Consider the following 22,710-nt stretch of genomic DNA (forward strand, 5'->3'; position numbering starts at 1 on the left):
TAATTCAAATTTCGAAATTAATCATTTTTTTCATGATGGCGCATCCAATAAGCATCCATATTGCGCTTGCGATGATAGTTAATATCCCGCTATCAGTGGTAAAAAGTAGTTTTATATATTCTGGTGATGTGAAATATGTAGCACCAACTATAAATAACGGTAGAGATCCTATAATGTAAGCAGATGCCTTTGCTTCTGCTGACATTGACTTTATTTTTTCGATAATTTTTTTTCTACTCCGAGTAAGGTTGCTCAAATTCGAAAGAGATTCAGATATATTTCCACCTGATTGGGACTGAATCTGTATAACAGCAGAAAAAAAACGCGTCTCCGGGCAGTCCATTCGCTCAACTAGGCCGCTGATCGCTTCATGCAAAGTGAGGCCATATTGCCTTGCTTCAACGATACGTTTAAATTCGATTTTTATAGGGCCTTTACCGTCTCGTGCAAGGAGAGCGAACCCATCAGCAAGCGGTAAACCTGTTTGCACGGCACGTATAATGCTATCGATTGCATGCGGAAAATCTGAAATAAATTTTTCTTTTCTAAGTCTAATACATCTCTTTATTAACAATAATGGCGTTAAAAATATTGCTATCAGAAGCGTGCACGCAGCTATAAAATAGCTTGACGTTATCATATAGATTGCTAGTGTTTTAATTGTTACTATCAAAGTAACTTTAGAAAAAAAGTAGTTTCTATCTATGTCTAAACCAGATTTGATGTAATATTTATTAAGTTTTTTTGCATAATTATTGTTATAAATTTTATATTTTAAATTAAAGCTTTTTGATTTTGTCTTTTTTAATTTATTGACATGGCGAATTAATTTATAATTATATGTATAATTCTGATATATATAATATACCAATATTAATAATAATGATATTAATACAAATAATAAAATAACCATAATATTAATCAGAATTTAATTGGTTCAATACGTTTCGAACTTCGTCATCAAGACCTAAAGCTGCTGCTTTATGAAAAAATGCCGGGCGTGATATTCCCGTTCCCTTGTGCTTTCCGCAAATTAATCCATCTTTTGTTACGCTTTCTACGTAAAATTCTAACAAGTTCTGCGTTACTATTGTCTCCCCTTCCATTCCTACAACCTCGCTTATGTGAGTAATTTTTCGGCTGCCATCTTGAAGTCGAGATACTTGAATGACGATGTCAACGGCGCTGACAATTATATCCCTTATAGTTTTTTGGGGTAACTGATAACCTCCAATTGCAATGAGGGTCTCTATTCGACTAAGACATTCTCTTGGGCTATTTGAGTGTATCGTTCCCATTGAGCCAGCGTGGCCTGTATTCATAGCTTGCAGCAAATCCATAACTTCCGGACCGCGAACTTCCCCGACTACAATCCTATCCGGTCGCATGCGAAGACTATTCCTAACCAAGTCGCGCATACTAACCTCGCCCTTGGCCTCTGAATTCATAGGGCGGCTTTCCAAACGTACTACGTGCGGTTGTTGTAATTGAAGTTCAGCTGCATCTTCACATGTTATAATTCGCTCCGAAGGGGAGATATAGCTGGCGAGGCAATTGAGTAGCGTTGTTTTTCCAGAACCGGTTCCACCCGAAACAATTATATTGCAGCGCGCTGCACTGATCAGCTTAAGGAGATTAGCGCCATTCGGCGAAATAGTACCGTAACTTTGAAGCTTATCGAGGGTTATACTGTCCTTGCGAAACTTTCGGATAGTTAATATTGTTCCGTCTATCGCAAGCGGTGGAACGATAACATTTACACGCGAGCCATCGGCTAGGCGGGCATCGCAAATGGGAGATGAATCATCAACTCTGCGCCCGACATTGGAGACAATTTTCTGGCAGATATTATGCAGTTCATCTTCGTGGCGGAATTTGACATTTGTTCTCTGAACTTGGCCTCCCACTTCAATAAATACACTCTGTGAACCATTTACCATGATATCCGAAACGTCATCGCGTTGAAGTAATTCTTCCAAAGGCCCAAACCCTAGGATGTCATCACATATATCATTTATAATTTTTATTTGTTCAGCGCTCGATAATGCAAAACGTTCTCGCTCTATTATATCCTTTATTGAAGATCTTAATTCAATTCTTCCCTCTTCGTTATTAGAGCGTTTCCCTATCTGAATGAATCGGATGGCTTTGCAAATCAGCTCGTTTCTGATTCAAACTATCTGCCGATGGAGGTCGGCAGATATGTCAAAGGCCCTTTCTGTTGATCTTCGTACCCGTGTTGTTGCTGCCGTGTCGGCTGGTGCATCGCATCGAGAGGCTGCAGAGCGGTTTGGCGTTGGTGTGGCGAGCGTCAGCCGTTGGCGCACCTTGCAAATTCAAAAAGGGAATGTTCGTCCCGGTCCCCTCGGAGGTGACCGCAATTCCCGCAAGACGGAAGCTTACGCTGATCTGATTATGGCTTGGCTCGGCGAGCATCGCGACGGCACCTTGTTCGAGTTGCGTGATGCTCTGTCTGCGCAAGGTGTCGTCATCAGCAAGTCGGCGTTACACCGTTTCCTTGTCCGGCACGACCAAACACGCAAAAAAAGACTGGCCATGCGGTAGAGCAAAGCCGTCCGGATCTTTTGGAAATGCGTCAGTCCTGGTTTGACAAACAGCTCGATCTCGATCCTGCACGGCTGGTTTTTATCGACGAGACATGGACCGCAACCAATATGGCCCGCACGCACGGACGCTGTCTCAAGGGCGAGCGGCTGCGAATGGGCTTCCCACACGGTCATCGCAAGACAACGACACTTGTTGCCGGATTGCGAAACACAGGAATGGTCGCACCCCTTGTCATTGACGGACCGATCAATGGTGAATGGTTCGAGGCTTATGTCGGTCAGGTTCTCGTTCCGACATTGAAGCCAGGCGATATCGTCATTCTCGACAATCTTTCCAGTCACAAACGACCGGCAGCACGTGAGATAATCGAAGCCGTGGGTGCGAGGCTGATGTTCCTGCCGCCATACAGCCCAGACTTCAATCCCATAGAAAAGGCGTTCTCCAAGTTGAAAGCCCTCCTGCGAAAAGCCGCAGAGCGAACCGTCAGCGACCTTTGGGACAGGATTGGAAAAATCGTCGAACTCATTGATCCGCAGGAAGCGCAAAACTACTTCGCATCTTGCGGATACGATCCACTATGATAGGGAAACGCTCTAATAGAGGTAAGATCAGATAAATCAATTACTTCATATATTATCTCGATGATTTTATCTTTAATATGGTAGATACTATTATTTACATCTACAGGAATAATTGTATTAGTATAATTTAATTCAGTAGGCTCACTGATTTTGGTAACGGATATTTTTTTTCCAAACACAAGTCATGCTTTCTTGAAAATATCAAATATGCTTGATCGAAATTTAATATTCTGTTTCGAATCTGTGTCAAAAATTTTATCTAAAATAAGACGCAAATCGATAGACGATTTAGTATTGGCTTGTTTTGATAGTATTACAGTTTCTCTATCTTCAGCACGAGAGAATTCAATTGGATAGTGTGAAAGTTTAAAACAATTACTTATACCTGTTATTTTTATAAACTCGGATTCAGATAGTTCATAATTTTTATTCCTATTAACATTATTAATAATAATATTAATATTAGGAATTTTAACGCTTATGTTTCGTATAAAATCTATTATAAATGCCGTATTTCGTAAATTTATTATGTTTGGTTCTGTAACGATTACGATTTCATTCGCTGAAATTATAACATCATTATATTTATCCGATAGATCATTTCCTAAATCAATAATAACATGATTACTTATTTTCTTACAGTTTTCAAATATACTATTAATTATATCTTTATTTATATTTTGAGTTTTATCTATGGGGCTTCTATAGGAAAAAACGGATAGCCTATCGGATATATCGAAAACTATCCTTTTCATGAGAACGCTATCAATACTATTTATGCCGCAAATTACATCTTGGAACTGATTCTTATTGGGAAGATTAAAGTATAAACTAGAAGAACCAAAATTAAAATCTAGATCTAGTAGAACTGTATTATTTTTAAGAGATTTAGATGTGTAATAAGAAGCATTATTTGCTAATACAGATGTACCTACGCCACCTTTTGATCCAATAAAAACGGTTGTCCGACATTGGTCATAGGAATAATTACTATATATCTTATTAAGAGATTTTAAAATTTTATCTTTAGAAAATGGTGCAGGGATATATTCAGAAACACCGAGTTCAATTAAACCCCTATATAGAGTGATATCGTTTACTTGCCCAGCAATAATTGCTTTGGTATCAGCCGGGCACATTGAGGCAATTTCTTCGACTATGCGTCCGATATTCTTTGGTTCTTCATCGAATTCCACCAAAATAAGATCATAGCTTTCGATATTCAGCTGCTTTAATGCCGCTTGGCTTCCACCCCAAAAGCGGTGTACTTTTGCTCGCCTGGCCCCTTCATCCGTGCATAGCTCCGTCAAATTTACATCTAATTCGTCAGATAATAAAAAAGCCCCGATAGAAATAGACGGAAGAATAAATTGATCGTCTTTTAAATTAGTAGAATCATTATTTATATTCATTTATCTAACTTATCTTTTTAGTTCTGAGCCCAACTCCATTTTTCCAATGCGATGTTTCTCAAGTGTCATATTAACGCGTTCGCCATCGGGTGGAGAAATTTTTCGAGGTTTAAACTGATCGTCAACGTTGTCCATTTGTGCGGCCAGATTATTGGTCACTGAGCAACCAAAATTTGCGTAAGGTTGCATTTCTTCCATGTTCAAAATGTCTTGGGGCCAATTACCGCAATTCTTACGTTGTATGCCCGTCAGACCATGGACTGATACAGTTATTTTATTTAATTTATTTCCTGTATTTTGTATTTGAACGAAATTAATTTCGTTCTTTTTAATACCGCTATGATGGAGGTATGTTTTTAACATTTCCGCAAGGCGTGAAAAATCCGCTTCAGATGTACTTGGATCTGGGACATATACACTGATTTTGGATCTACGACGATTGTTAAACTCTAAAATAGTTTGGTCTATTATTCTTTTTTGCTCATTGCTGAGTGTGGAATTGCTTGAGTTTACTGGTATATAGAAATTACTTGGTGATTCCTGATGAATAAAGGAAAAATGACTGTCATCACTTTCAATTGATTTAATTGTTTCTTGTGAGCAAGATGCTAAATTTATCAAAAACAATAGGTAAAATAAATTTTTCATTATATTTATGATGCTTATCTATTTATTTATTTATGTATCCGACTGTACCGTGGTACGGTTTGTTCGCCGTATCACCACGGCTGTTTCCGTATATCTTATTTATTCTTCCGAGAAACGTCGCAGAATTATCATTTTCAAATTGCAAGTTATCTGTTGGGCGCGATAGATATTCTTCTTTTGTTGGCTGCGATAAAAATGGAGTAACTATTATAACAAGCTCTTTGTCCGAACGATGTCTGGTGTCTTTGCGAAACATCGCACCCAATACAGGAAGTTTTGATATTTCTGGTACCGCATTGCGACCGTGAGATGCTTGGTTCATAGTAAGGCCTGCAATCATCATTGCGGCGCCGGACGGCAGCTCGATAGTTGAAGAGGCGTTGCGTCTATTCAGCTGAATCATCTGCGTGCCACTAATTGAAGATGTTTGGCTCGGATTAGGTTCTGAGATCTCTGTGATAACTTTTAGACTTATCCTACCTGGGGAAAGTACAACGGGTAGAAACTCCAAACCAATACCATATTTTATAAGAGATAGACTTGATGAACTGCGTCCGCTTTCACTTAGGCTGTTAATCACGTTGTATTCACCGCCTACATTGAACCGGGCCGTTTCGCCCGAGATCGCCGTCAATGTTGGTTCGGCAACAATTTTCATTGCTCCCGCTTGTTCCATTGCGTTCAGATAAGCTTGGAGAGTAGTACCTACTTTAACATATGGCGAAGCACTCGAAATCATACCGGGTAGTGTATTAAAGCTGAAACCCGCCTTACTACTTAGGAGGTCTATTCCAAGTTCTTTCTTAATCTCGCGACTAACCTCAGCAATGGTAACCTTCAAAGTTACCTGTTGTCCGCCTATTAATTTAATGAGGTTGACAATTTTACTGTTACGGGTTGCCGCGTCTCCTGTACGAATAGCTGAACCTACATTGTCGTCATCGGATAAGCTGCTTTGATTGACACTCGCTTCGCCTCCGGAAATAAATGCGCTCGCCAGAGATATGGCTTGCTCAATATCGCTAGCTTTATCGACTTCTCCGGAAAGGACGATGTTATCGTTCATAAGTGCGACTTTTATTCTACTCGAGGGTAAGTATTGCCGCAATGTTTGGCGGAGCTGCGCAAGATCGCGCTCTACGGAAACGTAAATATCGGATATCGTTTTGCCATCGCTATCGATTGCAATAATATTCGTTTGTCCCACATTTTTCCCAAAAAGGTAGATGTTGCGTGCGGAGCGGACCACAGCATTAGCAACGTTTGGATTGGCGATGATTATGTCGCTGACATCGCGGTCGAGGTGTATGATTGATGACTGATTGAGACCTAGCTCGAACTTTGAATGAGAGTTGCTTACTGATACTTCATCAGCCGCTGCATAGCTGGAATACAGTGTAGGGTTCACAAAACTGGCTGAACTTAGAAATATCAGCGTCGACCGTATTAAAAAATTTCGCGTTTTCATATAAAATATATCGTTCATCTACGAATGCCTACTTCCACAATTTTCGAACTGGTAATTAATCGAACGCCACCTGTAGGGCCGGGCGAGTAGACAAGATAATTAGCATCGGATGATGGACTGCCGGTCTTAGTGTCCTTGTCTATGGAAGAGCGCAATGAGAGGGCGATCGTCTGCGCCACCTGTTGGGCCGCTACCATAATTTCGGCTTGCTTTTCTGTGAGCTCTAGCGTTGCTGTTTTACCAATTATGGCAGGTTCTTCTTCAGGATTACTGCTTGCAGTCTGATCAACCGCCAATACGCGTATGTCATGGAGGATAGTTTCGGTGACTACACGCGGGAGCCCGTTATAATTCGCAATGTTCTTATTGTTAGGTTCGGCGCGCAGGCGCCCAATAATAACGTCCACCCGATCGTTAGGAAGAATAAAGCCGCCTGCGGAGGTGTCGACCTCCACTTTAACGGCCATCGCTCGCTTGTCAGGCTGAATTTGCAAAGACAACGCACGTTGTTCGGCGCCGATATGATCCTCGTGTCTTAGTTCAGCACCCTTTGAGAGTTGGCGTTTTGCGGAAAGTCTTGAAATATCAGCAATTGCCGCAGGCTCATCGTTTCTCAAGATTGCGTTTGAACCAACGCTCGTAACGGGTCTGGTTTCCCAAGTAATTGCGCCGTCGAGTTTTTCACCCGCATTGATGCTTTTGACGGTAACGAGAACGTCCACATCTTTTTGGGTCTCTGCTTTCTGCTCGGTAGCTACAATAGCATCATCTTTTTGCGCGTAGGCAAGAAAGCCGGTTACACCGGCCGCAATGCCAGCAAAAGCTAGGAGAGTTCCGCGCTGTAATCTCACCGCGTCACCTCAATATTCTCAATATGCAATGTCATAAAAGGCTCTTTAATTCAATTTTTATTAAACATTCATTAGGTGTTCTAAAATGCGAATCGATATCAAAATCCATGTGTCTTTTACATAAAAATCGAAATTAGTCATTAACAAATAAATATAAATGTGTATTAAAGCGGCATAAGGCAGAATCAAAGTTGCCTTATACCTAATTAATATGGGTATTATTAGTAATAGTTTTTATAAGGACTAAAAATGCGTTTATTTAACGAATTTCTTAAAAATGAATCCGGCGCTACTGCAATTGAATACGGGTTGATTGCAGCATTGATCTCTGTTGCCATTATTGTTGCTGCGACTACACTTGGAGATAATCTAAGCGCAACTTTTAAACGAATTTCGGATGTCTTGGGCAAAGCAGTTCAAGGTTCTAATAAACCATAATGTGATATAAGAAAGTCGTGGAAGTCGTTAAATATTAACGGCTTCCATTTCGGTTTAAATTAGATGTTATATATTATATCTCTATTGATGGTATTTGCGATCATTTGGGATGCTCGCACAATGCATATACCTAATTGGATACCCATATCGATTTTATTTTTGTACTTTGTATGGGTGTTTTTATCACGGCAGCAAACCTTTGATATAATCTGTAGTGTCTTAGTTGGGCTGGCCCTTTTCCTCGTAGCATTTTTGCTTTTTGCGAAGGGAATAATTGGCGGCGGTGACGGCAAGTTGATCGCTGCTGTTGCGTTATGGCTGGGGTGGGGCGCGCATTTGTTGGAGTATCTGGTCATAGCTAGTGTGTTGGGCGGAATACTCTCGCTTGCTGCATTAGCGAGCCGCAATCTGGCGCAATATCTACCATTACCAGCGTGGGTTCCAGACTGGGTGGTCAGAAAAGAAGCTGGTGTTCCTTATGGTGTGGCGCTGGGTATTGCGGGGCTTATTGTTCTGCCTGACGTGATAGTTATGGTTTAATCCTATGTAATTAGGAGCTGTATTTTTATTAATAAGTAAAGAAACATAAATGAAAAGTGTCACACAATTTAATTTTTATTTAAATAGATTTTTTATATCCTCAACATTATTGCTCCTTTGTGCCTGCACAACGCACACGCCGACCGATGCCGGACTGAGTAGTGGTAGTGCTGCTATTCCGGATGCAGCAAGTGATTTGGGCGCTGCATACAAAAAGCATCCAAGCGATAAAAAAACAGCGTTAGCTTATACGCAGGTGCTTGATAAACGTGGCAACTATGAGCAATCGCTGGCTGTTGTCAGAAAGCTGGTGATAGCTTACCCTAACGACAGAGAAGTGCTGGCTGCATATGGTAAAACACTGGCAGAAAATGGCCAGTATCAAATGGCTTTGCAGGCTATTACGCGAGCCCAAACGCCAGAGCAGCCTGATTGGCGACTGTTGTCCACCGAGGCGTCTGTCTGGGACAGATTGGGGCAGTACGAAAAAGCACGTTCCCTTTATCGGAAGGCCCATGATATTAACCCCTCCGATGGCTCCATTCAATCGAATCTCGGCATTTCCTACCTGTTGTCCGGCGATCTGAAGGCGGCTGAAGAAAATCTAAGAAAAGCAGCCGAAAATAGAGATGCGACGCCAATTACTCGTCAAAATCTGGCGCTCGCTGTCGGGCTGCAAGGGCGCTATGAAGAAGCCAAAAGCATATACTTAAAAGACTTACCTGAAAGTCAGACTGCTGATAATATTAACTATATAAAATCATTGTCGAAAAAAGTATAAAATGAATTATCGAACTTCAAGCCGAAAAAAATATTTAAATTATTTTAGTGATGAGAGTGGAGGAATAGCGATAATCTCGGCGTTGGTTCTTACCACGCTGTGCATTGCAGCGGGAGCGGCGGTAGAAGTAGCGCGCATCGCTCACTACAAATCTCAGTTGCAGCATGCAGCGGACGCTGCTGTTCTGGCTTCCATTTCACAGTCTTCTAAAGCGTATCGCCGGTTTAGTGGGGGAGGTGTGGACGAAGTATCTTTTGCTGAGTTGGGTAGAAAAGACGTCGCGTCTTTCTTTATTCAGAATGTTCAAGCTGACCACGCGTTAAGTGTGATAGATGAAAATATCAACGCTGAAGTTGGTAGCGAAAATTCTGTTTTGTTTTCCAAAATCACCTATACTGCAAAAATACATGCCACGTTTGCGCGTATTATTGGTTACGAGAATTTCTCAGTGCAGGGCCATGCGGAAGCAAGGCGTGAGCTGAATAAAGTTGAAAGCGAAAATCCAGCGCTTGATATCCATTTTTTTCTCGATAATTCACCTTCCATGGGCATTGGTGCCAGAGAAGAAGATATCGCATGGCTTCAGAAACTACCGATAAAAGATGAACAGGGCTGTGCCTTCGCATGCCACATTGGAGCCGAGAAAATGAATAATTGGTATCCACGGGATATACCAATATTTAGGCAGCAAGGCTTAGAGCGTTTCCCTATCATAGTGGATCGTATCCGCAAGATGCGAAGTAGTTTTGCGCTTCCTGCGGATCAATGAGTTCGACGATTTTTCCAATCCTGTCCCAAAGGTCGCTGACGGTTCGCTCTGCGGCTTTTCGCAGGAGGGCTTTCAACTTGGAGAACGCCTTTTCTATGGGATTGAAGTCTGGGCTGTATGGCGGCAGGAACATCAGCCTCGCACCCACGGCTTCGATTATCTCACGTGCTGCCGGTCGTTTGTGACTGGAAAGATTGTCGAGAATGACGATATCGCCTGGCTTCAATGTCGGAACGAGAACCTGACCGACATAAGCCTCGAACCATTCACCATTGATCGGTCCGTCAATGACAAGGGGTGCGACCATTCCTGTGTTTCGCAATCCGGCAACAAGTGTCGTTGTCTTGCGATGACCGTGTGGGAAGCCCATTCGCAGCCGCTCGCCCTTGAGACAGCGTCCGTGCGTGCGGGCCATATTGGTTGCGGTCCATGTCTCGTCGATAAAAACCAGCCGTGCAGGATCGAGATCGAGCTGTTTGTCAAACCAGGACTGACGCATTTCCAAAAGATCCGGACGGCTTTGCTCTACCGCATGGCCAGTCTTTTTTTGCGTGTTTGGTCGTGCCGGACAAGGAAACGGTGTAACGCCGACTTGCTGATGACGACACCTTGCGCAGACAGAGCATCACGCAACTCGAACAAGGTGCCGTCGCGATGCTCGCCGAGCCAAGCCATAATCAGATCAGCGTAAGCTTCCGTCTTGCGGGAATTGCGGTCACCTCCGAGGGGACCGGGACGAACATTCCCTTTTTGAATTTGCAAGGTGCGCCAACGGCTGACGCTCGCCACACCAACGCCAAACCGCTCTGCAGCCTCTCGATGCGATGCACCAGCCGACACGGCAGCAACAACACGGGTACGAAGATCAACAGAAAGGGCCTTTGACATATCTGCCGACCTCCATCGGCAGATAGTTTGAATCAGAAACGAGCTGATTTGCAAAGCCATCCGATTCATTCAGATAGGGAAACGCTCTAAAGCTTCGAATTGATGAGCTTCGAGAAGCCGTTGCAAATTTTGTCAAAAATGTTGAAATAAATCAAAGTACTTCAGGTATTGTTTCTCCAAAAGACAAAATAAGATTTTCTGCTTATTCATTCGCAGAAGCGCAGTATCTAGCAAAAAATGAACCAATAAGAAATATATTTAGACTATCGGATGAATATAATGAATTGATCAGTATCATGTCAGATTACACTAGATTTGATGTGCAGAAAGTAGGTTATGAGTTACAAATTAAGCCGGGTTCAGAAATCTGCACTAAAGCAAGCTACGAGGATGGTTGTATTGAGGTAGGAACTGCTAATAAATATATGGCCGGTTTTTATGTTGGTTCTCGAAACTCTAGTCATTTAGCGCGGGCAATGTCATATGTTAATGGTGATATAAAGAATAAATTAAATAATAACAAAAAAAGGAAGGATATTCTTTTTATTATCACAGACGGAATGGCAAATTTTAATAAAGATAATATAGGTCGGTGTTACGAAAAAAACACTGGGAACTACAGAAGTTCTGTAGATCAACATTCCGACGGACCACTAGGGGATTGTGTTGGTCCAATCGACATCGAAATGTGTGAGAGAATTAAAAGCGGTGGGGTTGGAATAGCTATCGTCTATACGCGATACCGAGATCGGCTAAAAGAGGGAGATAAAGAATTTGAAAATATTGTTCTCCCTCAATTGGGTCTCGTTGAAGATCATTTGAAAAAGTGTGCGAGCCCGGGTCTTTTTGAGGTTTCTGATTTCAGCGGTAATATGTACGAAAAGATCAGGAGTGTTTTCGAGAAAGCTTCGATGAATCTTAAGCTTGTTCATTGATTTATGCACAATGTTCAGTAGATTTTATAAGTTTATAAAAGATGAGCGTGGGGCTTCAGCTTTGGAATTTGCGCTCGTCTCCGTTCCGTTCATCTTAGTAATTTTTATGATATTAAATATTTCGTTGCTAATTATTGGTAAGCAATTATTGAGCAGCTTTGTTAATGACGAGGTGAGGGATTTAAAAATAAATACAAGAAAAGCGGATTTTAAAAATAATTATGAAATAGACAAGAAGCTATGTAGTAAACTTTCTTATTTTTTAATTACTGATTGTAATTCAATACGCGTAGATTTACATGGTTATGATAATATAGATGATAAAAAAATAGGAAGAATTAATAATATTAAATTTTCGATTGAGAGAATAAAACAAGGGCAGATAGTAACACTGGTTGTTTCCTACCGCTGGAATAGTGTTTTTGGTTTGTTTGATGAGCATTTTGCGCCTGTGCGTTCTTTCCGGGAGTCGTACGAGATAAGGACTTGGGTGAATGAATAGTTTAGTGTCATATGATCGTTCAAAATCAGGTTCTGTCACGGTCGAATTCGCGATTATTTTTCCAGTATTGGTAATCCTGCTTTTTGGGTTAATTGAATTGGCGAACCTAATTGATTTTCATAGGAAATTAGACCTGGTTGCTTCAACAACTGGAGATCTTGCAAGCGAACTAATATATGAACCGAATTCAAATTATTCTGACAGAGGTTCGGACAAAGTAAGTACGAGCAGAAAAAAAATCTGTGCTCTGCTTAAGGTGGGTTCCAAGAATTATTATCCCTTAAATGATCGTAACGTTTCGCTTAATTTGAGTTATTATACCGGTAATAAGCCGGAGTGGACGGGTTCTCTTCGTGGTGAGCCTAGCCCAAACAGCGAAGATCAAGTCCTGCCTGACTGGTTTATGCAACGATACAGTTCAGAGCTGAATGAAGCTAAAAGTACTACTAAGCGTATGGGAATCTTCAGAGTACATGTCGAATCCAAGTATGATCCGATATTTTTGGAAAGCGCGTTGACCAGTATAAATGTGTTGCCTAGGAAAAAAGATTACTGGGTATTTTTGAGAAATGAAGACGGTTTGACCTGTCTCGATTGTAGTGACAATTTTCAGTGCCTGAACTGATTAAAAATGTACAATTTCTATTTGCGGGTTGAAAGTATCCAAAGAAGGTAAATTCCTCCTAAAAGACCGGTAGTCAGTCCAATTGGCATTTTGATGTTTAAAGGAAAGTGTTGCGCAAATAAATCCGCTCCGACAAGCAAAACTGCTCCCAGCAGCGCACTTGCAATCAATGGCACACCCGGTGCGTGTGTCAGCCGACGCACAAGCTGCGGGGCCGCTAATGCAATAAAAGCAATCGGCCCTGTGGCAGCAGTGGCGACCGAAGTGAGCGTCACTGCAACAAGCACCATCGCGAGCCGTGTGGTTTCGACCGATACGCCCAGTTGACGCGCCGCATCATCGCCCATTTCAATCAAACTGATGCGTTGCGCATAGGTGACCACGATCGGTACGGTGATAAAGAAGCCGACGACGGCCGGAATTGCATGTGCCCATGTTCGGGTGTTCAATGATCCCGCCAGCCAAAGTTGGGCGGAAGCAGCTTGATCAAGGTCGCCTGCGACCAGCAAAACTGTGTTGACACCGGAAAGAACCGCTCCGACACCAAGTCCTATCAGAATAAGCCGATAGCCTCCGGTTGTTCGTCCTTTGAGGGCCAGCACGAAAACAATTATTGCTGTTCCAAGACCAGAAAGTACCGCCGCCAGCGCTGTTTCAAATGGTCCAGCGTTAAAGAGAATAATTTGAACAATCGCTCCGGTTGCGGCTCCCGTTGTAAATCCGATTATGTCGGGCGAACCAAGTGCATTGCGGGATATGGACTGGAAAATGGATCCAGCCATGCCAAGGGATGCACCGACGAAAATGGCAGTCACCAGACGAGGCAGCCGAACACGCATTATAATGCGCTCGGCAGTTGGATTGGCTGCATCACCCAGCAGACTTTTGAAGATTTCTTGAGGCGAAAAAGCCATCGTACCGGTGCCGATATGCAATATTGCGAATAAGAATAATGCACATATCAAACAAGCACAGACGATGAGCGTTCGCGCTCTCCATTGAATGGAAATGCTGCCTAATCTGATGACGGATTTGTGGAGATTGCTCATAGCTTTGATAATCGAAACCGGCGCACGATAATGATGAAGAAAGGCCCACCAATCAGCATTGCGATGATCCCGGCCGCAACTTCTGCAGGGGCAGCAACGATACGACCGAGAATATCGGCTCCAAGCAACAATATAGCGGCGAACAGTGCAGAATAGGGTAGTATCCAGCGATAATTCGGACCAGCAATCGTTCTGGCAAGATGCGGTGCTACCAATCCAACGAAGCCAATTGGTCCAGCGCCTGCTGTTGCTGATCCTGCGAGCAGCATGACTGCGAGACAGGACAAGAACCAGGTCGCATAGACATTGACGCCGAGAGCTGCGCCCAGTTCCTTACCGAGAGCGATGGAATTCAGTTTTCCTGCAAGTGAAAAGGCGATCAGCAACCCAAAGAAAATCGAGACAGCCAGCACCCGAATTACATCGTAACCCCGGCCTTCGACTGATCCTGCCGACCAGTTTCGAAACTGATCGAGCACGTCCGTTGGCGCATTGATGATGACAATGCCGGTTATCGAAGCGAGCACAACTGAAAGTCCTGCGCCAGCCAGCACCAGGCGTACGGGATTGGTTCCTGTTCCATGACCCTGTCCGAGCATAAAAACGGCAACGCCTGCCAGCCCTGCACCGGCAAAAGCAAACCAGACATATTGCGCCATGCTCGTCAGATTGAATGCTACAATTCCGAGGATGACAGCGACCGCCGCGCCTGAATTAATCCCAAGCAATCCCGGTTCAGCGAGCGGATTGCGGGTAACTGCCTGCATAATTGCGCCGGCAACACCCAATGCCAGCCCTGCAAGAATTGCAACCATCGTTCGCGGGATGCGCAGTTCCTGAACGATCAGGTGTTGATCATTATGAAGATCGGGATTCCATAAGGCTTCTATGCTAACCGCGAGCGGGATGGTGCGGGAACCGAGCGTGAAACTTAAACCGATTGCGATAAACAGCGCCAACAGCCCCACGCCCAGCCCCAATATCCTACGCTTGCGCAGATTTGTTGCTGATGCCCTGTAGGAGGTGGCGGGAGCGGTGTGTGCGTCAGTCATTGACTAAAATTGGCTGCCACAATATCGATCAGCTGAATGCCGGAATAGTAGTCGATCCGGAAAGAGGTCGCGCCGAGCGGATAAACCCGTTTGCTCTTCACAGCCTCAAGATTTGCTAAAACAGGGTCTTTCAGGAAAGCACTAACATCGGGATCAAGGCCACGCAGCAGGAAGACACTTTTGCCCGTTATAGCAGCAGAGAGATTTTCATGGGAGATAAAATCGAAATCTGAGCTTCGGGTAACTTGTCCCGCCAGTGATGCTGGAAGTCCTTCGACTTTGAAGCCCAAAGCCTGAAGAAGCTGGCCCTGCGCACTATCCACCTTGCCGATTGAATAGCTGTTGCCGATATTATAGCCAACAATGGTGATCGGCTCTTGAGAGGGCTTCATTTCAGAGGCCACTTTGGAAGCATAGTCGTTAAAACGCTTGCCCGCAGCATCAGCCTCCTGTTCCAGGCCAGTCGCCTTTCCAATCTCTGCTGCAATCTCCTGCCAGCTCTGGTTGGAATAGTTTACAACCATTGTTGGAATGCCCTGCGCTTTAAGTTCAGGATAATGTTGTAGAACGCTGTCTGCACCCGTTGCAGATGCAATAACAAGGTCTGGCTCAAGTGCAATGATTGCTTCAATGTCAAAATCAAGATTCGAGTAAAGAACTTCAACGCCACGTTCATCGGCGACTTTTGCCCATTGAGAGAAGAAGCCCTTATCATCGGTCAGAATGCTCGGCGTCGTCGCTGCCGAGGCAATCAGCGGTGCATTGATTGCAAGCAGAATACCAGTCAGGCTGGGCGCTGTTGAAACGATGCGCAACGGCTTTGACTTTAATGTCAATTCGCCCGAATAGTGTTTTACAGTTCGTGGCCAGGTGTCATCCTGAGACTGAGCGCTTTTCAGCGGCAGCATCAGAGCTGCAAGCATAACGAAAACTGAGACGATGATTTTTGTGGGTTTCACGGCCGATCCTTATCTGAGATCGTTATTCTGCGGTTCCGGCTAAGTGAGGGCACTTTGCTAAAATATGAATATTTCGCTCCATATTGCAGAACGCATTCTACAATGCAATACGGAGCCTTCACGGCCTGCATTCGATTTTGTGGTTATCTGCCATTAGGACCCAGTACATGACTCACCGCCTTCGCGCTGAAACCGTCACATTGAAATATGATGAGCGAACTGTTGCGCGAGATTTGTCTGTGTCAATTCCAGATGCATCCTTTACGGTGATTGTCGGTCCGAATGCTTGCGGGAAATCCACGCTTTTGCGCGCCTTGTCGCGGTTGCTTAAGCCTTCAACCGGTAGGGTCGTGCTGGATGGGGGGGATATTGCAAATCTGCCAGCAAAGGAAACGGCGCGCCGGCTTGGGCTGTTGCCGCAAAGCTCTATTGCTCCCGAAGGCATCACGGTTGCTGATCTGGTTGCGCGTGGACGGTATCCACATCAGTCATTTTTGCGGCAATGGTCAGCAGCAGACGAGGCAGCAGTCGCGCAGGCCATGGCTTCGACGAGGATTACAGAACTCGCCAACCGCCCTGTAGATGAGTTGTCAGGTGGCCAGCGCCAGCGAGTCTGGATTGCTCTGGTGCTTGCACAAGACACGCCTATCCTTTTGCTGGATGAGCCAACCACATATCTCGACATTGCCCATCAAATCGAGCTGCTTGATCTTCTGGCTCAATTGAACAAACAAGGGCGTACGGTGGTTGCCGTCTTGCATGAACTTAATCATGCCTGTCGTTATGCTTCGCACCTTATCGCGATGCGTGATGGCGCTCTGATTGCCCAGGGGAAGCCTGCCGATATTGTGACCGAAAAACTGGTGGGAGAAGTTTTCGGTTTGGCATCAGTCATTATCGCTGATCCTGTTTCCGGCACACCACTGATTGTGCCGAAAAGCAGCAGTTCAATCGACGAAGTTTCTTAGATTTCCGGCATTTCGAGCGTGGTATCCACAATCAGTCCGCCGGTCGATTCGTTGACCTTGCACGCTTCGTAAAACAGTGCCCGGCGTTCTTCATCGGTGCGCAGTTGTCCAAGATCAGCCACTGTCGTCATAACGCAAACGATTTCGCCTTGCGCATCAAGCACAGGTGAAGCCTGACCGGTGACGTTTGAGAGAAGGTGACTGGTCATTTCAGACCAGCGGTCGGTGCGAACTTTTTCCAGCACCGCTTTGGAAGGTGGCGTCCCGCGAAAGCTTGCAGGCTGTACTTTGCGCACCGCATCAATGCTGCTTTTAGGCAAGAACGACTGAAACACCAGACCACAGGCTGTATTGTCCACGGGCAGCGTATCGCCGAGCGCCAGAGGGTTGATCGAAAAATAAGCGCTGCGATACCAGCGCACCAGTGTTGGACCTCGATCTGTCCAGATCGCGACCCCGCCACTCATGGCGTGGCGCTGCGATAGCGCTTTCATATGATGGGCCGCAATTTCGACAGCATCGACCCGCTTCAATGCGCCAATTCCGATACTTAAAGCCGTTGGTCCCAGATCATAAAAGCCGCTGACAGGGTCTTGTTTTGCCAGACCTTCTTTGACGAGGCTTTGCATGTAACGGTGCGCAGTTGATCCACCCGTACCGGCGCGCTTGGCGACTTCGCCAAGGGGAAGCTCATTTTCTGCATTGGCCAGAATTTTCAGAAATTTTGCGGCAATCGATACCGACTGAATTGTACCGGAACGTTTATCGCTCGCGCTTTCTGCTTGCTCTAACGAAATGCCGTCTTGCTCTTTCAAATGCCTAGCCTCCCGCCAGATGAACCAATGCCCATTTGTCATTCTTTATTCCGCTGGGGGCATGTGTAGCGTGAACTATGTTCAAAATCATACGCGACACAATGCGCATTTTATCATGACAGACCAAACCCCGCCTGTTGCCTGTGATATTCCGAAGCGTTGCCAAACTGCAACAACCAAAATCCGCTTACGTTCATACTGTATTGCGGTATGCATTCCTTATTGCGGAATTGTTTCCATGCGGATAACGGAACATGAACTACATACTCATGTTTTGGGGCGACCTATGAATATCCATTTTACCCGTGGCTTCCTCTATAATGTCAGTGTGCTGACATTGGCCGCAATTTCTGCAACGCCTGCTTTCGCACAAGACGTCCAGAAAACGAACGATTCCAAGGGATTGGTTCTTGATACTCTGGTTATCACCGGCGAAAAGGTGGCCCGGGATATTAAAAACACAGCTTCTTCGGTGACGGTGATTACCGCAAATGAGATTTCCAGCCAGAAAACGGGTGACCCTTCGGTTTCTGACGTAGTGCGCGGTACCCCGAACGTTGTTTACACGGATACGGTGAGCGCGCCTGTCATTCGCGGTCAGGATACGCAGGGCCCACACAATGGTCAGAACGTCTTTTGGGGTGGTACCGTTCCGCGCGCTACCATCAATATGGATGGTCACTATCTCAACTATAATGAATATTATTACGGTGGCACCTCTGTTTGGGATGTAAAAAACATCGAAGTTTTTCGAGGTCCGCAGACAACATCGCAGGGTGCAAATGCGATCGCCGGAGCGATCATAGTTAATACGAATGATCCAACCTTTGAACGCGAAGGTGCATATCAGGTAGAAATTGGGAACTATAATTCCAAGCGCACGTCGATCATGTTGAATAGCCCGGTTTATAAGGATGAGCTCGCTGCACGTCTTGCTGTAGATTATTCGGGACGCGACACATTTATTGATTATATTAGCCCAGACTTTCTGACGGAAGGTACGGATCAAGACTTCAAGGCATTGACTGCGCGTCTTAAGCTCCTTTGGGAGCCAGCGGAAATCCCGGGATTAGTAGCAAAGCTCACTTATTCTCATGCGCGCAGTAATCGTCCAAGCCAGGAAGCAGCTTCGGGACGTTTTGAGGACCTTGAGCACCTAACGACTTCCATGCCGACTTGGAAGCAGGATACCAATACAGGCATTCTGGATATCAGTTACGATCTGGATAATGGCTTTAAGTTGTATAATCAGACGCAGTTTTCAGCGTCGGGCGTTCACCGACATACCGGCACGCCGACATACGGTAAGGCTGATATCAATCAGAAGAATATTTCTAACGAAGCGCGGGTAACTTACGGCGAGCAAGAAGATACAATCAGCGGCGTCGCTGGCATCTTCTATGCTCACACAAAATCTGATGAATTGCTCTTGCTTCAAGGCACAACGACTTTTGATGATACCAAGTCAAATCTTGGCCTTTTTGCTGAAACGAGCTACCGCATCAATGATCAGTGGACCTTAACCGGTGGTTTGAGGTTCCAACAGGACAGCATTGAGCGTGTCGGTGTTTCCGCGCTAACAACCAAGCCTCTCAATTATGATGAAACATTTTCGGCAATCTTGCCAAAGATATCATTGGCATATGCGGTTACACCTGAGCTAACCGTCGGCGCGATGGTGAGTAAAGGCTATAATCCAGGCGGTGTTTCTTTAAATCTTTCTTCTCGTGATTGGCACTATTTTGATGAAGAAAAGCTCTGGAACTACGAGCTGTTTACGCGTGCTAATCTTCTTGATGACAAGATCATGCTCACGAGTAATATATTTTACATGGATTTCAAGAATGCGCAGTATAACATTCCCGTTATTCTGCCCGACAACCTCGTTCAGTCCTACACGATCAATGCCGAAAAAGCTCATGCTTATGGACTTGAGCTTGGGCTCGATTATCAAATATTGGATAATCTATCCATCAAGACCAGCGCAGGTATTCTCAGAACAAAGATCGACGAGATATCAAGCAATTTTAACTATAAGGGCAATGAGTTCGCAAAATCTCCAGGATATATGTTCAGCGTTGGCGCGAGCTGGAATGCGACAGAGAAACTCAACGTGTCAGGGCAGGTTCGCCATACCGATGGCTATTATTCGGACATAGCGAACACACCGACTTATGTCGTTGATGCCTATACGATTGCCGACGCTCGTGTGAGTTATGATTTTCATGAATCCGTTCAACTTTACGGTTTCGTAAAGAATATCTTTGACGAGCGGACGCCAACATATCTGCAGCAAAACCGCGGTATAGGCGGTTTGGAAGCAAGTATGACGATGCCACGTACATTCGGCATTGGTCTAAAAGGCAGTTTCTGATTGTCGTCGTAACAGGTTTACCAGCCGCGGCCTTCGGGTCCGCGGCTTTTGTCTTGAAAAGAAACCGGATTTGAAAATGACCGCGCGCAAAAAGCTTCATATCGGTATGTCACTTGCCCCAACATGGCTGAGCAATGACGGCTGGAGACACAAGAACAGCGATATTGAAGGTGTATTTGGTGCCGACTTTTATGTTGATATTGCGCGCCGCGCGGAAGCAGCAAAGCTCGACTTTGTGTTTCGTCCTGACAATCTGTTTCTCAACAGCCATATCATGGAAACCACACCGGGATTTGCCAGTCTGGATTCGACCGTATTGATGGCAGCAATCGCCCGCGAAACATCAAAGATCGGCCTTCTGACCACCGTTTCCACCACCTTCATGCCGCCTTATGCGGTTGCTCGTCAGGTTCTCTCGCTGCATCATTTGAGCAATGGTCGGGCAGGGTGGAACATCGTTACAGCACTCGACGGCAATGTAAATTTCGGTCTCGACGAGATGCCAACCTCGGACGAACGATATGCGCGCGCGGCAGAGTTCACGCAGGTGGTAGAGGCGTTATGGAAGAGTTTTCCGGGCTCTGCTTTGAAGCGCGACCGTGCCACTGGGCATTACACCGACCCATCGCAAATCAAGCCGATAGACCACGAAGGTGAGTTCTTCAAAGTCAAAGGGCCGCTGAATATTCCTTCGCTTGAAGAAGTTCCCGTTCCGCTCTTTCAGGCTGGGGCGTCGCCTGCCGGGCGCAGTTTTGCGGCCTCCGTTGCAAACGGCATTTTCTCGGCAACACCCGATATCGATGCTGCGATCAGTCTGCGTGGCGATTTGCGTTCACGCGCGCAATCCTATGGCCGTCATGCCGATGATGTGCGCCTGCTTCCGGGCTTGAGTCTTTATCTGGCTTCTACACGCGAGGAAGCAAGGGAGTTGTTCTCCTACACGCATGCGCGTGGAGATCGGGGGCGTAAGATCTCCTATATTCGCGAAATGACAGGCCTCGATCTGACTGACTGGCCTGAAGATCGTCTTATCCGACCATCCGATTTACCACCTCCGCCGGAAAAGACGCGCAGCAAAACCCATGCGGGATTGTTGCAGCGTCTGTTGTTGAAAGAGACACTTCACATTAATGATCTTTTGCGGCGGCCTGAAGTAATCAGCGCTGCTCATTGGCAGGTTATTGGTACTGTCGATGATGCGGTAGAAGAAATCCAGAAATGGTCTGAGGTCGATGCAATCGATGGATTTATTACCGCTCCCGGCGGTTCAACATCGTCCATGCATCTGGCACTTGATGAATTAATGCCACGCTTATCTGAAATTGGCTTGCTGCGTTCTGAATATGCAGGCAATACTTTCGCGCAACACTTAGGCCTGACAGATTAAAGTTTTTATGCGGGCAATCCATGAAAACTGCCCGCATTTGGCCGATTAACTTCCAGAGATTGAAGGCAAGATACTGTCTACTTTCATTGCATGATCAAGCATGCGTTGCAGATTGGCTGCGTGACGGAAATCTGGCTGCAGCCCGACATCGCTGGCGACGGCTCGTGCAAAGCGTTGATAGTTTGTCTCAACTGTTCCGGCATCAATATCGCGCCACGTGGCTGTTTCGACGTCATCACCGATGGAGCCACGCAGGCTTGAGCCTGTAGGCGTGTGAAGCACTTCCAATGCGCCCTTGTCACCATGGATGCGCAGGCGCAATTCATTGAGATGACCTGTCGCCCAACGGCTTGCATGGATGACACCCAGCGCGCCATTGGCATATTCAGCGCTCATAACGAAGCTGTCATTCGCATCCAGCACATATTCACCGATGTGATTATTTTCAGCTTTTTCGAATGTTTTCAAGTGCGCGGAGGCGCGCTCGATATCGCTACCGATGGCATAAGATGCAAAGTCCAGAATATGGATGCCGATATCACCCAGAACACCGTTGGAACCATGTTGGGTGGAAAGGCGCCAAAGCCACTTGCTTTCGGTTTTCCAGTCGCCCCATGCTTTTGATACGAGCCAGCTTTGCAGATAGGATGCCTCGAAGTGGCGTATCTCGCCAATCTCTCCTGCAAGAACCACCTCACGCGCCTTTTGCAACGGGGCGACATTGCGATAGGTCAGATTGACCATGTTGACGATACCAGCCTGTTCCGCAGCGTCGGCCATTTCTGCCGCAAGCGCATAGTTTTCCGCCAATGGTTTTTCGCAGAAAACATGTTTGCCAGCATCAATAAGAGCCAGTGTGGTCGGATGGTGGATGGGGTCAGGTGTCACGTTTGCCGCTGCATCAAACTTGCCCCATGCGATTGCATCTTCAAGTCGGGTGAAGCGATCGTGAATGGCGTGGTTTTCAGAGAAGCCATCGACGCGTTCAGCCGATACATCGCAGGCTGCAACCAGTTCAACACCATCAATGGCTTTGAAGGCTTCAGCATGGCTTTTCGCCATGCCGCCCGTTCCGATAATTAGAAGCCTCATCATGCACC

22 protein-coding genes and 1 pseudogene are annotated in these 22,710 nt (G+C 45.5%); 11 read left to right on the plus strand and 12 right to left on the minus strand.

Annotated elements, in window-relative coordinates; genetic code table 11:
• Nucleotides 1–4 precede the first annotated feature (4 nt).
• Nucleotides 5–913, minus strand: a complete 909-nt coding sequence (locus H5024_RS15990) for a type II secretion system F family protein (RefSeq protein WP_187548113.1) — start codon at nt 911–913, stop codon at nt 5–7.
• 64 nt (nt 914–977) lie between these two features.
• A pseudogene (locus tag H5024_RS15995) lies at nt 978–2,099 on the minus strand (CpaF family protein); the annotation flags it as partial.
• Nucleotides 2,100–2,202: 103 nt separating this feature from the next.
• Between H5024_RS15995 and H5024_RS16000 the strand changes: the two are divergent.
• Nucleotides 2,203–3,149, plus strand: a protein-coding gene (locus H5024_RS16000; protein ID WP_187548114.1) for an IS630 family transposase whose coding sequence is annotated in 2 segments (ribosomal slippage) — nt 2,203–2,542 and nt 2,542–3,149 — 948 coding nt in all. Because the reading frame shifts where the segments join, the coding sequence is not laid out codon by codon here.
• Nucleotides 3,150–3,331: 182 nt separating this feature from the next.
• Here H5024_RS16000 and H5024_RS16005 read toward each other — a convergent pair.
• Genes H5024_RS16005 through cpaB form a run of 4 tightly spaced genes read right to left on the minus strand, consistent with a single transcriptional unit; the run spans nt 3,332 to nt 7,528 of the window.
• Nucleotides 3,332–4,561, minus strand: a complete 1,230-nt coding sequence (locus H5024_RS16005; protein WP_187548115.1) for a hypothetical protein — start codon at nt 4,559–4,561, stop codon at nt 3,332–3,334.
• Nucleotides 4,562–4,570: 9 nt separating this feature from the next.
• A complete protein-coding gene (locus H5024_RS16010; RefSeq protein ID WP_187548116.1) occupies nt 4,571–5,209 on the minus strand; it encodes a CpaD family pilus assembly lipoprotein in 639 nt (212 codons plus the stop codon).
• Between the two features lie 22 nt (nt 5,210–5,231).
• Nucleotides 5,232–6,695: a type II and III secretion system protein family protein gene (locus H5024_RS16015; RefSeq protein WP_187548117.1), complete on the minus strand. Its 1,464-nt coding sequence runs from the start codon at nt 6,693–6,695 to the stop codon at nt 5,232–5,234.
• Nucleotides 6,692–7,528, minus strand: coding sequence for a Flp pilus assembly protein CpaB (gene cpaB, locus H5024_RS16020; RefSeq protein WP_187548118.1), 837 nt, complete (start codon nt 7,526–7,528; stop codon nt 6,692–6,694). The genes H5024_RS16015 and cpaB overlap by 4 nt, the downstream gene beginning before the upstream one ends.
• A gap of 249 nt (nt 7,529–7,777) precedes the next feature.
• Between cpaB and H5024_RS16025 the strand changes: the two genes are divergently transcribed.
• The 4 genes from H5024_RS16025 (at nt 7,778) to H5024_RS16040 (ending at nt 10,056) form a co-directional block, all read left to right on the plus strand.
• Nucleotides 7,778–7,966, plus strand: a complete 189-nt coding sequence (locus H5024_RS16025) for a Flp family type IVb pilin (protein WP_187548119.1) — start codon at nt 7,778–7,780, stop codon at nt 7,964–7,966.
• Nucleotides 7,967–8,029: 63 nt separating this feature from the next.
• A complete protein-coding gene (locus H5024_RS16030; protein ID WP_187548120.1) occupies nt 8,030–8,506 on the plus strand; it encodes a prepilin peptidase in 477 nt (158 codons plus the stop codon).
• Between the two features lie 49 nt (nt 8,507–8,555).
• Entirely contained in the window at nt 8,556–9,287 is a 732-nt protein-coding gene (locus H5024_RS16035; protein ID WP_187548121.1) for a tetratricopeptide repeat protein, read from the plus strand.
• Nucleotide 9,288: 1 nt separating this feature from the next.
• Entirely contained in the window at nt 9,289–10,056 is a 768-nt protein-coding gene (locus H5024_RS16040; protein WP_187548122.1) for a pilus assembly protein TadG-related protein, read from the plus strand.
• Here H5024_RS16040 and H5024_RS16045 read toward each other — a convergent pair.
• A protein-coding gene (locus H5024_RS16045; RefSeq protein ID WP_187548114.1) for an IS630 family transposase occupies nt 9,998–10,944 on the minus strand; the annotation gives its coding sequence in 2 pieces (ribosomal slippage) (nt 9,998–10,605 and nt 10,605–10,944; 948 coding nt in all). The genes H5024_RS16040 and H5024_RS16045 overlap by 59 nt on opposite strands.
• Nucleotides 10,945–11,240: 296 nt before the next feature.
• Here H5024_RS16045 and H5024_RS16050 point away from each other — a divergent pair.
• From H5024_RS16050 to H5024_RS16060, 3 genes are read left to right on the plus strand one after another with little or no spacing between them, the layout of a single operon-like run.
• Nucleotides 11,241–11,879, plus strand: coding sequence for a hypothetical protein (locus tag H5024_RS16050; protein WP_187548123.1), 639 nt, complete (start codon nt 11,241–11,243; stop codon nt 11,877–11,879).
• Between the two features lie 10 nt (nt 11,880–11,889).
• Nucleotides 11,890–12,381: a TadE/TadG family type IV pilus assembly protein gene (locus tag H5024_RS16055; protein WP_187548124.1), complete on the plus strand. Its 492-nt coding sequence runs from the start codon at nt 11,890–11,892 to the stop codon at nt 12,379–12,381.
• Nucleotides 12,374–13,006 carry a TadE family protein gene (locus H5024_RS16060; protein WP_187548125.1) on the plus strand — a complete coding sequence of 211 codons (633 nt, stop codon included), beginning with the start codon at nt 12,374–12,376 and terminating at the stop codon, nt 13,004–13,006. The genes H5024_RS16055 and H5024_RS16060 overlap by 8 nt, the downstream gene beginning before the upstream one ends.
• 17 nt (nt 13,007–13,023) lie before the next feature.
• Here H5024_RS16060 and H5024_RS16065 read toward each other — a convergent pair whose 3' ends face one another.
• Genes H5024_RS16065 through fepB form a run of 3 tightly spaced genes read right to left on the minus strand, consistent with a single transcriptional unit; the run spans nt 13,024 to nt 16,066 of the window.
• On the minus strand, nt 13,024–14,055 hold the full coding sequence (locus H5024_RS16065) for an iron chelate uptake ABC transporter family permease subunit (protein WP_187548126.1): 1,032 nt from the start codon (nt 14,053–14,055) through the stop codon (nt 13,024–13,026).
• Nucleotides 14,052–15,107 carry an iron ABC transporter permease gene (locus tag H5024_RS16070; RefSeq protein ID WP_187548127.1) on the minus strand — a complete coding sequence of 352 codons (1,056 nt, stop codon included), beginning with the start codon at nt 15,105–15,107 and terminating at the stop codon, nt 14,052–14,054. The genes H5024_RS16065 and H5024_RS16070 overlap by 4 nt, the downstream gene beginning before the upstream one ends.
• A complete protein-coding gene (fepB, locus tag H5024_RS16075; RefSeq protein WP_273726866.1) occupies nt 15,104–16,066 on the minus strand; it encodes a Fe2+-enterobactin ABC transporter substrate-binding protein in 963 nt (320 codons plus the stop codon). Before fepB ends, H5024_RS16070 begins: the two co-directional genes overlap by 4 nt.
• A 167-nt stretch (nt 16,067–16,233) precedes the next feature.
• On the opposite strand from fepB, the gene H5024_RS16080 reads away from it, so the two are divergent.
• Complete coding sequence (locus H5024_RS16080; protein ID WP_187548128.1) at nt 16,234–17,034, plus strand: ABC transporter ATP-binding protein; 801 nt, start codon at nt 16,234–16,236, stop codon at nt 17,032–17,034.
• Here H5024_RS16080 and H5024_RS16085 read toward each other — a convergent pair.
• The gene (locus H5024_RS16085; protein ID WP_247875309.1) at nt 17,031–17,891 is read right to left on the minus strand and encodes an IclR family transcriptional regulator; all 861 of its coding nucleotides are present in this window, start codon (nt 17,889–17,891) and stop codon (nt 17,031–17,033) included. The genes H5024_RS16080 and H5024_RS16085 overlap by 4 nt on opposite strands.
• A 244-nt stretch (nt 17,892–18,135) precedes the next feature.
• Here H5024_RS16085 and H5024_RS16090 point away from each other — a divergent pair, with 244 nt between their 5' ends.
• Nucleotides 18,136–20,223, plus strand: coding sequence for a TonB-dependent receptor (locus H5024_RS16090; RefSeq protein WP_187548129.1), 2,088 nt, complete (start codon nt 18,136–18,138; stop codon nt 20,221–20,223).
• 76 nt (nt 20,224–20,299) lie between these two features.
• On the plus strand, nt 20,300–21,610 hold the full coding sequence (locus H5024_RS16095) for an NtaA/DmoA family FMN-dependent monooxygenase (protein WP_187548130.1): 1,311 nt from the start codon (nt 20,300–20,302) through the stop codon (nt 21,608–21,610).
• Between the two features lie 45 nt (nt 21,611–21,655).
• On the opposite strand, the gene H5024_RS16100 is transcribed toward H5024_RS16095, so the two are convergent.
• Nucleotides 21,656–22,702: a Gfo/Idh/MocA family oxidoreductase gene (locus tag H5024_RS16100; RefSeq protein ID WP_187548661.1), complete on the minus strand. Its 1,047-nt coding sequence runs from the start codon at nt 22,700–22,702 to the stop codon at nt 21,656–21,658.
• Nucleotides 22,703–22,710 lie beyond the last annotated feature (8 nt).

The sequence above is a fragment of the Ochrobactrum sp. Marseille-Q0166 genome (assembly GCF_014397025.1).
In the GTDB taxonomy this organism is placed as follows: Bacteria; Pseudomonadota; Alphaproteobacteria; order Rhizobiales; family Rhizobiaceae; genus Brucella.

What these genes read in the sequence shown, in the direction of transcription:
- H5024_RS16015 (WP_187548117.1), bottom strand. Translation starts at nt 6,695, where the DNA reads ATGAACGATATATTTTATATGAAAACGCGAAATTTTTTAATACGGTCG.
- H5024_RS16085 (WP_247875309.1), bottom strand. Translation starts at nt 17,891, where the DNA reads ATGACAAATGGGCATTGGTTCATCTGGCGGGAGGCTAGGCATTTGAAA.
- H5024_RS16050 (WP_187548123.1), top strand. Translation starts at nt 11,241, where the DNA reads ATGTCAGATTACACTAGATTTGATGTGCAGAAAGTAGGTTATGAGTTA.
- H5024_RS16030 (WP_187548120.1), top strand. Translation starts at nt 8,030, where the DNA reads ATGTTATATATTATATCTCTATTGATGGTATTTGCGATCATTTGGGAT.
- H5024_RS16005 (WP_187548115.1), bottom strand. Translation starts at nt 4,561, where the DNA reads ATGAATATAAATAATGATTCTACTAATTTAAAAGACGATCAATTTATT.
- H5024_RS16060 (WP_187548125.1), top strand. Translation starts at nt 12,374, where the DNA reads ATGAATAGTTTAGTGTCATATGATCGTTCAAAATCAGGTTCTGTCACG.
- H5024_RS16100 (WP_187548661.1), bottom strand. Translation starts at nt 22,702, where the DNA reads ATGAGGCTTCTAATTATCGGAACGGGCGGCATGGCGAAAAGCCATGCT.
- H5024_RS16095 (WP_187548130.1), top strand. Translation starts at nt 20,300, where the DNA reads ATGACCGCGCGCAAAAAGCTTCATATCGGTATGTCACTTGCCCCAACA.
- H5024_RS16090 (WP_187548129.1), top strand. Translation starts at nt 18,136, where the DNA reads ATGAATATCCATTTTACCCGTGGCTTCCTCTATAATGTCAGTGTGCTG.
- H5024_RS16065 (WP_187548126.1), bottom strand. Translation starts at nt 14,055, where the DNA reads ATGAGCAATCTCCACAAATCCGTCATCAGATTAGGCAGCATTTCCATT.
- H5024_RS16070 (WP_187548127.1), bottom strand. Translation starts at nt 15,107, where the DNA reads ATGACTGACGCACACACCGCTCCCGCCACCTCCTACAGGGCATCAGCA.
- H5024_RS16080 (WP_187548128.1), top strand. Translation starts at nt 16,234, where the DNA reads ATGACTCACCGCCTTCGCGCTGAAACCGTCACATTGAAATATGATGAG.
- H5024_RS15990 (WP_187548113.1), bottom strand. Translation starts at nt 913, where the DNA reads ATGGTTATTTTATTATTTGTATTAATATCATTATTATTAATATTGGTA.
- H5024_RS16025 (WP_187548119.1), top strand. Translation starts at nt 7,778, where the DNA reads ATGCGTTTATTTAACGAATTTCTTAAAAATGAATCCGGCGCTACTGCA.
- H5024_RS16035 (WP_187548121.1), top strand. Translation starts at nt 8,556, where the DNA reads ATGAAAAGTGTCACACAATTTAATTTTTATTTAAATAGATTTTTTATA.
- H5024_RS16055 (WP_187548124.1), top strand. Translation starts at nt 11,890, where the DNA reads ATGTTCAGTAGATTTTATAAGTTTATAAAAGATGAGCGTGGGGCTTCA.
- H5024_RS16040 (WP_187548122.1), top strand. Translation starts at nt 9,289, where the DNA reads ATGAATTATCGAACTTCAAGCCGAAAAAAATATTTAAATTATTTTAGT.
- H5024_RS16010 (WP_187548116.1), bottom strand. Translation starts at nt 5,209, where the DNA reads ATGAAAAATTTATTTTACCTATTGTTTTTGATAAATTTAGCATCTTGC.